This is a genomic window from Kitasatospora sp. NPDC059722 (genome assembly GCF_042733235.1).
Lineage (GTDB): Bacteria > Actinomycetota > Actinomycetes > Streptomycetales > Streptomycetaceae > Kitasatospora.
In genome coordinates this window covers 138054-152342 of record NZ_JBHWGD010000007.1, presented here as the reverse complement: position 1 = coordinate 152342, position 14289 = coordinate 138054, and the positions used below count along the sequence as shown (strand labels likewise).

The following is a 14289-nucleotide window of genomic DNA, read 5'->3' as shown; positions in this document are numbered from 1 at the left end:
GGACCGCATCCCTCTCCCCGGACCGAACGGACGTAGAACCCTCATGACCCCCACACCCGCGAGACGAGCCGGCGCCACCCCGCGCGGCCGGCTCGCCCTCGCCGGCACCGCCCTGCTCTCGGCCGCGGCCCTCGTCGCCGCGTGCTCCGGCCCGCCCCGCGGCGGCACCTCCGACCAGGCGGGCTTCCAGCTGTCCGCCTCCACCCCGCCGGCCAAGGGCGAGATCCAGTCCTTCACCTGGGCGACCTACGCCGAGCCGCCCACGCTGGACTACGTCCAGGCCTTCGACTACCCGCAGAACACGATCCTCGCGAACGTCTGCGAGAGCCTGATGCGCTGGACGCCCCAGCTCACCCCGGCCCCCGGCCTGGCGGAGAAGGCGTCCAACCCCGACCCCACCACGTGGGTCTACGACCTGCGCTCCGGCGTGCACTTCCACGACGGCACGGTGATGACCGCCGACGACGTCGTCTACAGCCTGGGCCGCCAGACGAACCCGGACAACGCGTCGGCGTGGGCGCAGGTGTTCCAGAACGTCGACTCCGTCACGAAGACCGGGCCGCTCCAGGTCACCGTCAAGCTCAAGCAGCCGGACTCCCAGTTCCCCCAGTACATGGCGACGGCGGCGGGCGTCGTCGCGGCCAAGGCGGGCGTGGAGGCGGCGGGCAAGGACTACGGCACCACCGGCAGCCTGGACTGCACCGGCCCGTTCACGATGGGCACCTGGGCCAAGGGGCAGTCGATCGAGCTCCAGCGCTTCGACGGCTACTGGGGCACGAAGGCGAAGTCCGGGAAGGTGGTGTTCAGCTTCCTCACCGACCCCTCCGCCCGCACCAACGCGATGCTCAGCGGCGACGTCGACGGCGGCTACCTGATCCCCACCGAGAGCTACGACCGCCTGAAGAAGAGCGGCGCCGGCACGCTGTACTTCGGCGAGGGCCTGAGCACCGTCAACGTCAACGTCACGAGCATGCAGGGCGCCCTCGGCGACGTCCGCGTGCGCAAGGCGCTGTCCCTCGCGCTCGACCGCGGCGGCTTCGTCCGCACCGGCCTCGGCGGCTCCGGCAGCGTCACCGGCTCGCTCACCACCAGGGCGGCGTGGGCCACGGCCCCGGACGACGTCCGCAAGGCGGCCTTCGACGGTCTCACGCCCACCGCCCAGGACATCGAGCAGGCCAAGTCCCTGGTCAAGGAGGCGGGTGCGAACGGCAAGACGCTCGTCATGGCCACCAGCACGATCGGCCAGGACGTCTCCCTGCTCGCCACCGCCGTCCAGGCCGCCGGCGCGCGGATCGGCCTGGACATCCAGCTGAAGACGATCGCCCCGAACGCCTTCACCGCGCTGTTCACCGACCCGAAGGCCCGCGAGGGCATCGACATGTTCCCCGAGACGTACTACGACTCGATCACCGACCCGCTCGACCTGCTCACCAACTTCAAGACCGGCGCGTACCAGAACTTCGCCGGCTACGGCGACAAGGCCTACGACGACCTGGTCGACCGCGCCACGGCCGAGTACGACCCGGCCAAGCGCGCCGCGATCGAGGCGCAGCTCCAGAAGACGGCCTCCGAGCAGCTCCTGTGGATCCCGGTCGCCGAGTGGCCGACCGCCGTCTTCCTCAACAAGCGGATCACCGGCGCCCCGACCACGATCTCGTACATGTACTACCCGTGGGCGGCCGACGTGGGGGCCGCCCAGTGAGCCCTTCCCGCTCGGAGAGCTCCTCCGGCACAGCACGACTCCCCGGTGCGGCGGCCTTCCTCAGGTTCGCCGCCCGGCGGCTGGTGGAGATGGCCCTCACCCTGCTCGGCGCCTCCTTCGTGGTCTTCGGCGCGATGTACCTGGCGCCGGGCAGCCCGGCCAGCTTCCTCCTGTCGGGCCGGTCCGCCTCGCCGGCCGCGCTCCAGGCGATCAACGAGCAGTACCACCTCGACGACCCCTTCCTGGTGCGGTACTTCCGCTGGCTCGGCCAGGTGCTCCAGGGCGACTTCGGGCGCTCCATCACCTACCGCACGGACGTGTCGAAGCTGCTCGCCGACCGGCTGCCCGCGACGCTGCTGCTGGTCGCGATGGCCCTGCTGGTGGTCGCCGTCATCGGCGTGGCGCTCGGCTGGGCCGGTGCGGTGCGCGGCGGCGCGACGGACTCCGCGATCCTGGTGTCCACCACGCTCGCCGTCGGCACGCCGTCCTTCGTCGCGGCGGTCCTGCTGCAGGGCCTGTTCGCGGTGAAGCTGGGCTGGTTCCCCACCAGCGGCGCGGGGGACGGCATCGGCGACATGCTCTGGCACCTCACACTGCCCGCGATCGCCCTCGCGCTGTACCTCATCGGCATGCTCGCCCGGGTCACGCGCTCGGCGATGCTGGACGCCCTGGAGGGCGAGCACGTCACCGTGGCCCGCAGCCGCGGCGTGCCCGAGCGCGAGGTGGTCCGCCGGCACGTGTTCCGCAACTCGCTCGGCACCGTGCTGACCACCGGCGGGCTGATCGTCTCCACCCTGCTGGTCTGCACGATCCTCGTGGAGTCCGCGTTCAGCATCGGCGGCATCGGGCAGCTCCTCGAACTGTCCACCACCACCAAGGACTTCCCGACCGTCCAGGCCATCTCGCTGATCATCGTCGCCCTGTTCATGGCCGTGAACCTGGTCGTCGACCTGCTCCACCCGCTGGTCGACCCCCGGGTCACGCTCGGTTCGAGGAGGTCCGACGCATGAGTACCGGTCTCACCCAACGGTCTGGCCTCACCCGCCGCCCCGGCCTCGGCCGGGTCAGGGCCGCCCGCGCGCCGCTGTACGCGGTGTGCCTCGGCTTCGTCGTCCTCGTGGTGCTCGCCGCGCTGCTCGCGCCGTGGCTCGCCCCGTACGACCCGAACGCCGTCGACCTGTCCGCCGCCCTCGCCGGACCCGCCCCGGACCACCTGCTCGGGGTCGACGCCGCCGGCCGCGACACCCTCGCCCGGCTCCTGCTCGGCGCCCGCACCTCGCTGCTCGGCCCGCTCGGCGTCGTGGTCTTCTCCACCGTCGCCGGCGTGGCGGTCGGCATCGTCGCCGGCTGGCGCGGCGGCTGGCTCGACTCCGTCCTGTCCCGCAGCACCGAACTCGTCTTCGCCTTCCCCGGGATGCTGCTCGCGATCCTGATCGTCTCGGTCTACGGGGAGGGCCTGCTCGCCCCCGTCATCGCCCTCGCGATCGCCTACCTGCCGTACGTCTCCCGCCTCACCCGCTCACTGGTGCTGGCCGAGCGCGAACGCCCGTACGTCTCCGCGTACACGGTCCAGGGACACTCCGCGTGGCAGATCTGCCTGCGGCACGTCCTGCCCAACATCGCGCCGATCGTCCTCGCCCAGTCCACCATCAACTTCGGATACGCCCTCATGGACCTCGCCGGCCTCTCCTTCCTCGGACTCGGCGTCCCCGCCCTCACCCCCGACTGGGGCCGCATGGTCTTCGACGGCCAGACCGCGATCCAGCACGGCTACCCGCTCTCCGCGGTCCTGCCCTGCGCATTCATCGTGCTCACCGTCGTCGCCTTCAACGTCGTCGGCGAGCGCTGGGCCGACCGGGTCGCCCGGAGGACCCCGTGAACGCCCTCGACATCCGCGGACTGCGGCTGCGACTGCCCGGCACCGCACGGCCCGTGCTCGACGGCGTCGACCTCACCGTCGGGCGCGGCGAGACCGTCGCCCTGGTCGGCGAGTCCGGCTCCGGCAAGACGCTCACCTCGCGCACCGCCCTCGGCCTGCTGCCGCCCGGCGCCGCCGCCGAGGGCGAGGTCCTCGTCGACGGCGAGGACGTCCTGACCATGGACGCCGCCCGGCTGCGCGCCCTGCGCACCGGCAAGGCCGCGATGATCTTCCAGGACCCCCGCACGGCCATCAATCCGCTGCGGCGCATCGGCGACTTCCTCACCGAGAGCGTCACCCTCACCGGCACGATGGGCCGGGCGGACGCGCGGCACCGGGCCGCCGAGCTCCTCGACGCCGTCGGCCTCGGCCCCGAACTGCTGCGCCGCCACCCCGGCCAGCTCTCCGGCGGCATGCTCCAGCGCGTCATGATCGCCGCCGCCCTCATGGGCGACCCGATCCTGCTGCTCGCCGACGAGCCCACCACCGCGCTCGACGTCACCAGCCAGGCCGAGGTCATCGCCCTGCTCGGCCGGCTGCGCGAACGCTTCGGCACCGGTCTGCTGTTCGTCACCCACGACCTCGGGCTGGCCGCCGCGATCAGCGACCGGGTCTACGTCATGTACGCCGGGCGGATCGCCGAGACCGGGCCCGCCCGGGCCCTGTTCGACCACCCGCGCCACCCGTACACGGCCGCGCTCCTCGCCTCCACCCCGCGCCTGGACACCCCGCCGGGCCGCCTCGCCGCCATCGACGGCCAACCGCCGGACCTGCGGCAGGAGTTGACGGGCTGCGCGTTCGCCGCGCGCTGCCGGTACGCGACCGACGTGTGCCGGGAGCAGGTGCCCGAGGCGCACGGCGAGCAGTCCGCGGCCTGCCACCACCCGCTCGACAGGAGCCGCACCGATGCCTGAGCCCGTGCTGCACGTCACCGGCCTGTGCTGCGCCTTCGGCAGCGTGAAGGCCGTCGACGACGTGTCGTTCACCCTCCCGGCCGGCGGATCGCTGGGCATCGTCGGCGAGTCCGGCTCCGGCAAGACCACCACCGCCCGCATCGTCGTCGGCCTCGACCGGGCCGACGGGGGCGAGGTGCTGGTGAACGGCCGGGCCCGGACCGGCCGCGTGCGGGGCAGGGCCGAACGGCTGGCGCGCGCCCGCGAGGTCCAGATGGTCTTCCAGGACCCGTACCTCTCCCTGGATCCCCGCACCAGCGTCGAGGCCGTCCTCCGGGAGACCCTGCGGCTGCACTTCCCGGGCACGGACCATGCGGCCCGGATCAGGGAACTGCTCGACCAGGTCGGCCTCGGCACGAGGGCGGCGGACGCGCTGCCGCGTCAGCTCTCCGGCGGCCAGCGCCAACGCGTGGCCATCGCACGGGCGCTGGCGGTCGAGCCGGCCGTCATGGTGCTGGACGAGGCGGTCGCCGCGCTGGACGTCTCGGTGCAGGCCCAGGTGCTCAACCTGCTCGCCGACATCCGCGAACGGACCGGCATCGGCTACCTGTTCATCACCCACGACCTCGGCGTGGTGCGGTGCGTCACCGACGACGTCGTCGTCATGCGGCACGGACGGATCGTCGAGGCCGGCCGCACCACCGAGGTGCTCGACGGGCCGCGGCACCCGTACACCCGGCTCCTGCTGGAGTCCGTGCCGCGGCCCGGCTGGGACCCGGACGGGATCGCCGCCGCCCGCCGGGCGCTGTAGGCCGGGCGCCGGTCGCTGTGGGGCCGGGCGCCGGTCGCTGTGGGGCCGGGCGCCGGTGGCTGTGGGGCCGGGCGCCGGTGGCTGTGGGGCCGGGCGCCGGGCCCGCCGAAAGCGTGGCCGCTCCGGATCCCGCCGGGCCGGGGCGGCCACCGGCCGTTTCGCCCGGATGGCGGATGCCTGTCGGACCGGATCCTGACCGTTCCTTCAGTAGCGTGCTGGTCCGTACGCCAGGTACCCCAGGCACCTACCCGAACGAGGCCCCATGGCTCACCCCCGGCCGTCCCGTCGCTCGCTCCTGCGCTCGGGGGCGGCGCTCGCCGCACTGGCCCTCACCGACGCCTGCTCCTCCGGCGGCGGGGACGAACCGTCCGGCCCGGCGCCGTCCGGCGGCCCGTCGGGCGCCCCGGCCTCCGGTGCGGCGAGCGGTCCGGCGGCGTCGGGCGGCTGGGCGATGCCCGCCGAGTCGGGCCCGCACACCCGCACGTTCATGGCCTGGCCGGCCCTGGAGGAGGTGTGGGGCGACCAGCTCCCGGGCGTCCGCCAGGACATCGCCGGGCTGGCCCGGGCCATCGCGGGCTTCGAACCGGTGGTGCTGATGGCCCGCCCCGACCAGGCCGACCAGGCCCGGCAGGCGTGCGGCTCCTCGGTCGAGGTGATCGAGCTGATGGTCGACGACCTGTGGGCGCGGGACACCGGCCCGACCTTCGTCACCGGCCCGCAGGGCCTGGCCGGGGTCGACTTCGACTTCAACGGCTGGGGGAACAAGCAGACGCACGCCAACGACGGCCAGGTCGCCCGCAACCTCCTCGCCCACTACGGCATCACCCGCGTCCAGGCCCCGATCACGGGGGAGGGCGGCGCCATCGAGGTGGACGGCGAGGGCACCCTGATGGCCACCGAGAGCTCGTGGGTCAACGACAACCGCAACCCCGGCAAGAGCCGCGACCAGATCGAGGCGAGCTTCAAGGACCTGCTCGGCGTGCAGAAGGTGCTGTGGTTCAAGGGCGTCGCGGGCCAGGACATCACCGACTGCCACGTCGACGCCCTCGCCCGCTTCGCCGAGCCCGGCACCGTCGTCCTGCACCGCCCGGCCGCCGACACCCCGCCGGACATCTGGAGCACGGCCTCCGACCAGGCCCTTCAGGTGCTCAAGTCCTCGACCGACGCCAAGGGACGGAGCCTGAAGGTGGTCGAACTCCCCGAGCCCAACTTCGACCTGATCCAGGGCGCGGGCAAGAACTTCCTCGCCACCTACATCAACTACTACGTGTGCAACGGCGGCGTGATCGTGCCGCGCTTCGGCGACCAGAGCGCCGACGACAACGCGGCCCGGATCATCGGCGAGCTCCACCCGGGGCGCAAGGTCACCCAGATCTCCATCAACCACATCGCGGGCGGCGGCGGGGGCATCCACTGCGCCACCCAGCAGCAGCCCGCCACCACCGGCGCCTCCCCGTCGTGAGGCTCCCGGCCCGGCTGCGCGGCAACCGCTTCGCCGTCGTCCTGCTGATCCTCGCCGTCCTGTGCTCGGCCGGCATCGCCCTCTACCTCAACGAGCGCAACACCCGTCAGCAGACCCACGAACTCGCCCTGCCCACCGCTGGCGACTGGGTCGAACTCGACGTCACCTCCCAGGACATCGACCCGGGCACCGGCCAACTCACTCTCTACGTCTCGCCCGTCCCGCACGGCGGCCTCGCGCAGGGACCGGAGTCGTCCGTCTTCAGCCGCCAGATCGACATCACCGTCCGCTCCACCACCAGGACCGACCTGCGGGCCACCCCCGGCGAGGAGGCGCCGCCCCAGCCCGTGCAGGCCAACCTGTACGACGGCACGGAGAGCGACTACCCGTTCGACCGGTACCACTTCTCGCTGGCCTTCTCGGCCTCGGACGGCACCGGCGCCGTGCCCGTCGGCGTCGTGTTCGTGGACGCCGACCCGTTCTTCTTCGTCCGCCCCACCAGCACCCCGTTCGGTGCCGGGGCGGCCGAGCTGGCGGGCCGGGTCAGCCGGGCGCGCAGCACCTTCATCCTCGCCTGGTTCATGATCGCCGCGATGTGGGCCCTCGCCCTGGCCGTCATGGCCGGGGCCGAGGTGCTCTACCGCGGCGGGCAGGGCCTGGTCTGGCCGTCGCTCGGCTGGATGGCGGCGACGCTCTTCGCCCTGATCGGCATGCGCAACGCCGCCCCCGGCTCTCCGCCGATCGGCTCGCTCATCGACTACGTCGCCTTCTTCTGGGCCGAGGGGATCATCGCGGCGAGCCTGACCGTCACCGTCGTCGCGGGCACCCGGGTCGAGCACCGCAAGCGCGCGGAGGCCGGGAGCACCGAGCCCGCCCCCGGGACGTGAGGGCGGGCCCGGGCGCTGTGCACGCCGACGGCGTCACCGGCGGGCCGCCGGCAGGGTGAGGACGAGGACCAGGCCGCCGGCGGGGTTGTCCTCGCAGGTGAGCCGGCCGCCGTCGGCCGGCGGCAGCCGCGAGACCAGCCGGTGCTTCGCCTCGCCGGCCACCGTCGGCCCCCGGTCCGCCACCGTCACGCGGACCGCGTCCGAGCCGCCCCGGCCGGGGACGGCGTCCGCCCGCACCAGCACGCGCACCCCCGGCGGCGTGCGGCCGAGAGCCGCCCGCACCAGTGCCGTCAGCAGGTCGTCCAGCGGGCCCGGGGCGACGGCGACCGGCGGCAGCCGCTCGGGCAGCCGGACGGTCTGCGATCCCGCCGGAACGCCGGCCAGGGCCTGCCGGACGGCGGGGACGACGTCCGCGCGCGCGGACGTGTGCGCGGACGTGTGCGCGTACGTGTGCGAGGACGTGTGCGCGGCGCCGGCCCGCGGACGCCGATCGGTGGGGAAGGACACCGGTCGGGTCAGCCGACGGCGGGGATGTCGTGCGTGGCGCAGTGGATGCCGCCGCCGCCCGCGGCGATCGCGTCGATCTTCACGGGGACGATCTCGCGGCCGGGGAAGTACTGCTTCATGATCTGCTGGGCGCGGTCGTCGGCCCGGCCGTCGCCGAACCTGGGCAGGTAGACGCCCTTCGAGCCGACGTAGAAGTTCATGTACGAGGAGACGAAGGCGTCGCCGCGCCCGGTGATCTTGTCCGGGTCGGGCTGCTGGAGCTCCACGACGGTGAGCTTCTTCCCGGTCGCGTCGGTCGCCTGGGCGAGGACCGTGCGCGCCTGGTCGGCCGAGCGGGACCACACGTCCGGCGGGCTGCCGGGGAAGGCCTGGTCGAGCAGGACCACGCCCGGGGCGACGAAGCGGGCCAGGCAGTCGACGTGGGCGTCGGTGATGTCCTTGCCCTTGACGCCGGCCAGCCAGATCACCTTCGTCACGCCGAGGACCTTCTTGAGCTCCGCCTCGACCTGGTCGCGGCTCATGCCCGGGTTGCGGTTGTCGTTGACGACCGAGCTCTCGGTGACGAGCAGCGTGCCCTGCCCGTCGGTCTCGAACGAGCCGCCCTCGGCCACCAGGCGGGTCTCGATCCGCTCGACGCCGTACTTGGCGAGGACGGTGCGGGCGACCTTGGAGTCGTTGCCGCGCTGCTGCTTGCCGCCCCAGCCGTTGAAGTTGAAGTCGACGCCCTTGACCTTGCCGCCCTCCTCGACGAACACCGGCAGGGTGTCGCGGGCCCACAGGTCGTCGACGGGGATCGGCACGACCTCGACGGCCGGGCCGCAGGCCTTCTGCGCGGCGTCCTTCTGCTCGGGGCGGGCCATCAGGACGACCGGCTCGCGGGCCGCGATCGCCTGGGCGAGACCGGCGACGTCCCGGCGGACGTCCGGGAGCTGGTCGCCCCACACGTTCTCGGACGCGGGCCAGGACATCACCGTGCGGACGTGCTTGTCCCATTCGGCGCCGAAGCGGCGGGCGCCGGTGCCGCCGCCCGGCTGCTGCGTGGGGGAGGAGCCGTCCCCGGGGTTGGCGCCGCCGCCGGTGCCACCGGAGCCACCGGAGCCACCGGTGCCGTCGGGGTCGTCGAGGTCCGAACAGGCGGTCAGGCCGAGGGCGAGGACGCCCGCACCGGCGAGGGAGCGCAGGAGGATGCGGCGGGACAGGTCGGTGGGCATGCGTGATCTCCGGCTGGGGTCGGTTCTTCCGTACGGGCGGTCGAGCGGGGCTGGGGCGGAGGGCTACGGCAGGGGCTCGTGCATGGTCGAGCAGTGGATGCCGCCGCCGCCGGTCATCAGGCGGTCGACGTCGATCTGCACCACCTCGCGGCCGGGGAACGCCGCGGCCAGCGCCTCGCGCGCGGCGGCGTCCTTGTAGGCGTCCCCGAACTGGGCGGTGATGACGCCGCCGTTGACGACGTGGAAGTTGAGGTAGGAGTCGACGAAGTTCGAGCTCCGCGAGCGGACGGTGTCCGGTCCGTGCACGGGGATCACCTGGAGGCGGCGGCCCCGGGCGTCGGTGGCCGAGGAGAGGATCGCGAACTGCTCGCGCGCGTCCTTGGCCCAGGCGTCGTTGCGGTCCGCGGGCGGCAGCTGCACCATGACGACGCCGGGGCGCACGAAGCGCGAGGTGACGTCGACGTGGTCGTCGGTGATGTCCTTGCCCTTGATCCCCGGCAGCCAGATCATCGTGTCCGCGCCGTAGGCGTCCAGGACGGCGTCCTCGATCTCGTCCCGGCTCATGCCGCGGTTGCGGTTCTTGTTGACCAGGCTGCTCTCGGTCGCCATCACCGTGCCGTCGCCGTCCGTCTCCACGGCGCCGCCCTCGCCGACGAAGTCCGCGTAGGTGTGGCGCAGGCCGCGGCGCACGGCGATGCGTTCGGCGGCGAGGGCGTCGTCGTCGTGGATCTGCTTGTTGCCCCAGCCGTTGAAGTTGAGCACGACGGCGTCCAGGCCGCCGTGGCCGTCCCGGCGGAACACCGGGGCGATGTCGCGCATCCACAGGTCGTCGGTGGGGATGGCGGTGGTCACCTCGACGGCGGGGCCGCACTTCGCGCGGGCCTTGCCGGCCGTGTAGTCGTCGGGGGCGCACATGACCACGGGCTCGAACTCGGCGATCGTGCGGGCGATCAGCGCGATGTCGTCCTGCACCCCGCCCAGGCGCAGGCCCCACACGCCCCGCCGGGACGGCCAGGACATCCAGGTCCGCGCGTGCGGCACGTCGTCCGCGGGCACCCAGGGGAAGTTCCCGGTGGAACGGTCATCACGGTAGTGGCTCATGAGGGTCTCCAGATCGCGCGACGGTGCCGAGGGAGGGGCGGGGGCCGCCGGGTCCACTCTTCGCGCCGCAACGCACCGGCGCACCGCGGAGCGGCCGGCGGCAGCACCCCTGCCTGCGGGTTCAGGCTCGCACTGACTGAAAAATCAGTCAAAATCTTTGGGCAAATCCTGACGCAAAGGGACACGGTGGTGCACGCAGTGCGACAGCGGGCCCGTCGCCGGGCCCTCGGCGCGGTCAGGACCTCAGGAACCGAGCCGGGCCACCTCGGCGTCGATCGCGTCGACCATGAGCGTGCGGGCGTGCGCCAGCGGGAGGCTCCCGCTGAGCCAGCGCACGCTCAGGCCCTCCAGCAGCGCGGTCAGCCGCTCGGCGGCGCCGGCCAGCGCCACCGCCGACGACATCGGCCGCACGGCGCCCAGCAGTTCGGCGATCTCCTGCACCCAGATCCGGGTGGCCCGCGCCAGGTCCTCGCGGAGCGTCTCGTCGAACACCGCGCTCGCCCGCAGCTCGCCCCACGCGGTGCTGTTCTCGCGCACCTCGACGGAGTCCTGGAGCTCCAGCAGCAGCGTCTGCTCCAGTTCCTCGCGCGGCGTCAGCGGCGGCGCGTCCGCGGCCCGTTCGGTCGTGTAGCGCTCGGCCCGGTCGTTGATGAACTCCAGGGTCTGGCGCAGGATCCCGGTGCGGTCCTTGAAGTGGTAGTAGATCAGCGCCGTGGACACCCCCGCCTCCGCGGCGAGCTCCTCCACGCGCAGTCCGCGCACCCCGCGCCGCGCGATCACCCGCGCGGCTGCTTCCATGATCGACGTTTTACGACTGGCCACGACCCACCACCTTACCCGGGCGCGGCCGCGTGGGACCCACCCCCTGAAAAGCGCGTCAGTCGGACCGTCTGCCGAGCGCCCGGTCCAGTATCCAGCAGCAGCGGCGCGCGACCCGGCACCACGTCCGGGCCAGGCCCCCGACGACGCGGTACCACCCGGTTCCGAAGGGGAGCGCGATGGCGAACCACGACGGCGGCGCCATCTCGCCCGGCCGCTGCGCGCCTTCCCTGGCCCACGCGCGGCACCGCTCCACACCCCGGCGCGTCCAGGCGGCGCAGCGCTCGGCCCGGTCGGCCCAACGGGCGGAGGCGAGCAGGAGCCGGGCGTGCAGGTCGTCGCGGCGGCCGGTCATGCGGGCGGCTCCGGGTGCGGCTCGGGGACGTGTTCCTTGGGTGTCCTGGGGTGTCCTGGTTCCAGCCTGCCACCGCCTCGGCCGCCGTTCCCTGCGGGTCCGGCCGCCGCGTGGGACTCTGGGGGGAGTGACGACGGACGGGCGGTGACGGCTCGGCGCGGTGGTCGGTGGTCCGTGAAGGAGGACCTGATGTCGGACGAAGCGTTGATGGGCGACCAGGTGTACCAGCCCGACGGCTCGGAGGTGCAGGACGACGTCGGCCCCCTGGAGCCGGAGGACACCCTGATCGACCGCGGCCTCGAATCGGCGCTCGACGAAGGCTACGCGCCCCCCGAGCGCCCGCTCGCCGTGGAACGCCACGGCGTCACGGCGGCGGAGCAGCACACCCGCGAGAGCCTGGCGCAGCGCCTGGCGGAGGAGCTGCCGGACGTCGCCGCGCCCGACTGGGACGGCATCGGCGACGCCTACGGCATGGACGGCGAGCCGATCGACACCGAGGCGGGCGAGGTCCGCTCCGGCCGGCTGATCGCCTCCTCCGGCTCGCGCAGCGACATGATCGCCGAGGACGTGGGCATCTCCGGCGGCGCCGCGAGCGCCGAGGAGGCGGCCATGCACACCACCGACGACCCCGAGGCGCTCATCGACTGAGACGGCCGGGGGCGGCGTCGGCCGTCTTCCGCAGCGTTTCGCCGTCTTCCGCCGCGTTTCGCCCTCCTCCGCCGTCTTCGACCGAGTGCGCCGATGACAGCGCGGGGCCCGTGCGCGAGCATGGGGCGATGCCCGAGACGTCGCACTCCCCTCGCCGGATCGCCGACGACCACGTCGCGCAGGTCGCGGCCCTCGACCCGTCCACCGCCACCCGATTGGGCCTCCGCCCCGAGGACGACCGCCTGCCGGACCTCTCCCCGGAGGGCCACGAAGCGCTCGCCGAACTCTCGCGGCGGACGCTCGCCGCGCTCGACGCCGCCGAGAAGGAGGCCACGGAGAAGGGGACGGACGCGCAGGAGCCCGCCGACCGGGACTGCGCCCGCCTCCTGCGCGAGCGCCTGACCGCCGAACTCGCCGTGCACGACGCCGGCGACGGCTTCCTCCAACTGCGCAACGTCAACTCCCCCCTCCACCGCGTGCGGGGCGTCTTCACCCTGATGCCCACCGACACCGACGAGCACTGGGCCGCCGTCGCCGGCCGCCTGCGCAACCTGCCCGGCACGCTGGACGGTTACCGCGCCACCCTCACCGAGGGCATCACCCGCGGCCTGCTGTGCGCGCCCCGCCAGGCGCGCGCCGTCATCGGCCAGCTCGACGCCTGGACCGGCCGGTTCGACGGCGGGGCGGGCTGGTTCGCCGGCTTCGTCGCGGACGGCCCCGCCGGGCTGCGGGCCGAACTCGACACCGCCGCCGAGCGGGCGACCGCCGCCGTCGACGTCTTCCGCGACTGGCTCCGCACCACCTACCTGCCCGCCGCCGACGGCACCCCGGACGCCGTCGGCCCCGAGCGCTACCAGCGTTCCGCCCGCTGGGCCAACGGCGCCGACCTCGACCCGGCCGAGGCGTACGCGTGGGCGTGGGAGGAGTTCCACCGGACGGCCGCCGAGATGCGGGCCGAATCCGAGCGCGTCCTCCCCGGCGCCGGCGTCCGCGCCACCATGGACCACCTCAACGAACACGGCCACGCGATCGAGGGCGAGGAGAACATCCGCGCCTGGCTCCAGCAGATCATCGACGAGGCGATCGACGCGCTCGACGGCACCCACTTCGACATCCCGGGACCGATGCGGCGCGTCGAGGCCAGGATCGCGCCCCCGGGCAGCTCCGGCGCGCCCTACTACACGGGCCCGAGCCTCGACTTCACCCGCCCCGGCCGCACCTACCTGCCCACCCTCGGCCAACGGACCTTCCCCACCTGGGAGATCGTCAGCACCTGGTACCACGAGGGCGTCCCCGGCCACCACCTCCAGACGGCCCGCTGGACCGCCTCCGCCGACCGCCTGAGCACCTACCAGATCACCCTCGGCGCCGTCAGCGCCAACAAGGAGGGCTGGGCGCTCTACGCGGAGCGGCTGATGGACGAACTCGGCTTCCTCACCGACCCCGCGCGCCGCCTCGGCTACCTCGACAAGCAGATGCTCCGCATCATCCGGGTGATCGTCGACATCGGCATGCACCTCCGGCTGGCGATCCCCACCGACTCGGGCTTCAGCCCGGGGGAACGCTGGACCCCGGAACTGGCCGACGCGTTCATGGCCGCCCATCACGGCAGCGAGGCCCCGCGCCGCACCAGCGAGATCGACCGCTACCTCGGCTGGCCCGGCCAGGCCATCGGCTACAAACTCGGCGAACGCGCCTGGCTGGAAGGCCGCGAGGCCGCCCGCCACCGCCTGGGCCCCGCCTTCGACCTCCGCACCTGGCACATGCACGCCCTCTCCCAGGGCTCCCTGGGCCTGGACGACCTGACCGCCAACCTGGCCGCCCTGTAGGCGACTTCGCAGGCGACCTCGTAGGCGAGCGAGGAGTGGGGGGGGGGGGGGGGGGGGGCGGCGGGGGCGGCGGCGGGGGGGGCGGGCGCGGGGGGCGCGGGGGGGGGGGGGGGGGCGGGGGGGGCGGCGGCGGGGGGGGCTCTCTG

The 14289-nt window shown here is 73.7% G+C and carries 14 protein-coding genes; 9 read left to right on the top strand and 5 right to left on the bottom strand.

Annotated elements, in window-relative coordinates:
- Window positions 1-43 precede the first annotated feature (43 nt).
- From ACFV4F_RS06760 to ACFV4F_RS06730, 7 genes are all read left to right on the top strand, one after another.
- Window positions 44-1702, top strand: coding sequence for an ABC transporter substrate-binding protein (locus ACFV4F_RS06760; protein ID WP_380500677.1), 1659 nt, complete (start codon window positions 44-46; stop codon window positions 1700-1702).
- Window positions 1699-2712, top strand: a complete 1014-nt coding sequence (locus ACFV4F_RS06755) for an ABC transporter permease (protein ID WP_380500676.1) — start codon at window positions 1699-1701, stop codon at window positions 2710-2712. Before ACFV4F_RS06760 ends, ACFV4F_RS06755 begins: the two co-directional genes overlap by 4 nt.
- Window positions 2709-3581, top strand: coding sequence for an ABC transporter permease (locus ACFV4F_RS06750; protein ID WP_380437101.1), 873 nt, complete (start codon window positions 2709-2711; stop codon window positions 3579-3581). The genes ACFV4F_RS06755 and ACFV4F_RS06750 overlap by 4 nt, the downstream gene beginning before the upstream one ends.
- Entirely contained in the window at window positions 3578-4534 is a 957-nt protein-coding gene (locus tag ACFV4F_RS06745; RefSeq protein ID WP_380492265.1) for an ABC transporter ATP-binding protein, read from the top strand. Before ACFV4F_RS06750 ends, ACFV4F_RS06745 begins: the two co-directional genes overlap by 4 nt.
- The gene (locus ACFV4F_RS06740; protein ID WP_380500675.1) at window positions 4527-5324 is read left to right on the top strand and encodes an ABC transporter ATP-binding protein; all 798 of its coding nucleotides are present in this window, start codon (window positions 4527-4529) and stop codon (window positions 5322-5324) included. The genes ACFV4F_RS06745 and ACFV4F_RS06740 overlap by 8 nt, the downstream gene beginning before the upstream one ends.
- Window positions 5325-5586: 262 nt before the next feature.
- Entirely contained in the window at window positions 5587-6786 is a 1200-nt protein-coding gene (locus tag ACFV4F_RS06735) for an agmatine deiminase family protein (protein ID WP_380500674.1), read from the top strand.
- On the top strand, window positions 6783-7673 hold the full coding sequence (locus ACFV4F_RS06730) for a DUF4436 family protein (protein ID WP_380500673.1): 891 nt from the start codon (window positions 6783-6785) through the stop codon (window positions 7671-7673). The genes ACFV4F_RS06735 and ACFV4F_RS06730 overlap by 4 nt, the downstream gene beginning before the upstream one ends.
- A 33-nt stretch (window positions 7674-7706) precedes the next feature.
- Here the strand turns inward: ACFV4F_RS06730 and ACFV4F_RS06725 are convergent, their stop codons facing one another.
- The 5 genes from ACFV4F_RS06725 to ACFV4F_RS06705 form a co-directional block, all read right to left on the bottom strand.
- Window positions 7707-8180 (bottom strand): hypothetical protein, encoded by a 474-nt coding sequence (locus tag ACFV4F_RS06725; RefSeq protein ID WP_380500672.1) that lies wholly within the window; start codon window positions 8178-8180, stop codon window positions 7707-7709.
- 8 nt (window positions 8181-8188) lie between these two features.
- Window positions 8189-9391 (bottom strand): agmatine/peptidylarginine deiminase, encoded by a 1203-nt coding sequence (locus ACFV4F_RS06720; RefSeq protein WP_380492277.1) that lies wholly within the window; start codon window positions 9389-9391, stop codon window positions 8189-8191.
- Between the two features lie 63 nt (window positions 9392-9454).
- Window positions 9455-10492, bottom strand: coding sequence for an agmatine/peptidylarginine deiminase (locus tag ACFV4F_RS06715; RefSeq protein ID WP_380500671.1), 1038 nt, complete (start codon window positions 10490-10492; stop codon window positions 9455-9457).
- Window positions 10493-10735: 243 nt separating this feature from the next.
- Entirely contained in the window at window positions 10736-11290 is a 555-nt protein-coding gene (locus ACFV4F_RS06710) for a TetR/AcrR family transcriptional regulator (protein WP_380500670.1), read from the bottom strand.
- Between the two features lie 79 nt (window positions 11291-11369).
- Entirely contained in the window at window positions 11370-11666 is a 297-nt protein-coding gene (locus ACFV4F_RS06705; protein WP_380437085.1) for a hypothetical protein, read from the bottom strand.
- A 189-nt stretch (window positions 11667-11855) separates the two neighbouring features.
- Between ACFV4F_RS06705 and ACFV4F_RS06700 the strand changes: the two genes are divergently transcribed.
- Together ACFV4F_RS06700 and ACFV4F_RS06695 are read left to right on the top strand one after the other, a co-directional pair.
- On the top strand, window positions 11856-12314 hold the full coding sequence (locus ACFV4F_RS06700) for a DUF5709 domain-containing protein (RefSeq protein WP_380437083.1): 459 nt from the start codon (window positions 11856-11858) through the stop codon (window positions 12312-12314).
- Window positions 12315-12442: 128 nt separating this feature from the next.
- Window positions 12443-14143, top strand: coding sequence for a DUF885 domain-containing protein (locus tag ACFV4F_RS06695; RefSeq protein WP_380500669.1), 1701 nt, complete (start codon window positions 12443-12445; stop codon window positions 14141-14143).
- The last annotated feature ends 146 nt before the right edge of the window (window positions 14144-14289 follow it).

Coding starts and splice junctions, on each gene's coding strand:
- ACFV4F_RS06760 (WP_380500677.1), top strand. CDS start 44: ATGACCCCCACACCCGCGAGACGAGCCGGCGCCACCCCGCGCGGCCGG.
- ACFV4F_RS06750 (WP_380437101.1), top strand. CDS start 2,709: ATGAGTACCGGTCTCACCCAACGGTCTGGCCTCACCCGCCGCCCCGGC.
- ACFV4F_RS06740 (WP_380500675.1), top strand. CDS start 4,527: ATGCCTGAGCCCGTGCTGCACGTCACCGGCCTGTGCTGCGCCTTCGGC.
- ACFV4F_RS06735 (WP_380500674.1), top strand. CDS start 5,587: ATGGCTCACCCCCGGCCGTCCCGTCGCTCGCTCCTGCGCTCGGGGGCG.
- ACFV4F_RS06720 (WP_380492277.1), bottom strand. CDS start 9,391: ATGCCCACCGACCTGTCCCGCCGCATCCTCCTGCGCTCCCTCGCCGGT.
- ACFV4F_RS06715 (WP_380500671.1), bottom strand. CDS start 10,492: ATGAGCCACTACCGTGATGACCGTTCCACCGGGAACTTCCCCTGGGTG.
- ACFV4F_RS06710 (WP_380500670.1), bottom strand. CDS start 11,290: ATGGAAGCAGCCGCGCGGGTGATCGCGCGGCGCGGGGTGCGCGGACTG.
- ACFV4F_RS06705 (WP_380437085.1), bottom strand. CDS start 11,666: ATGACCGGCCGCCGCGACGACCTGCACGCCCGGCTCCTGCTCGCCTCC.
- ACFV4F_RS06700 (WP_380437083.1), top strand. CDS start 11,856: ATGTCGGACGAAGCGTTGATGGGCGACCAGGTGTACCAGCCCGACGGC.
- ACFV4F_RS06695 (WP_380500669.1), top strand. CDS start 12,443: ATGCCCGAGACGTCGCACTCCCCTCGCCGGATCGCCGACGACCACGTC.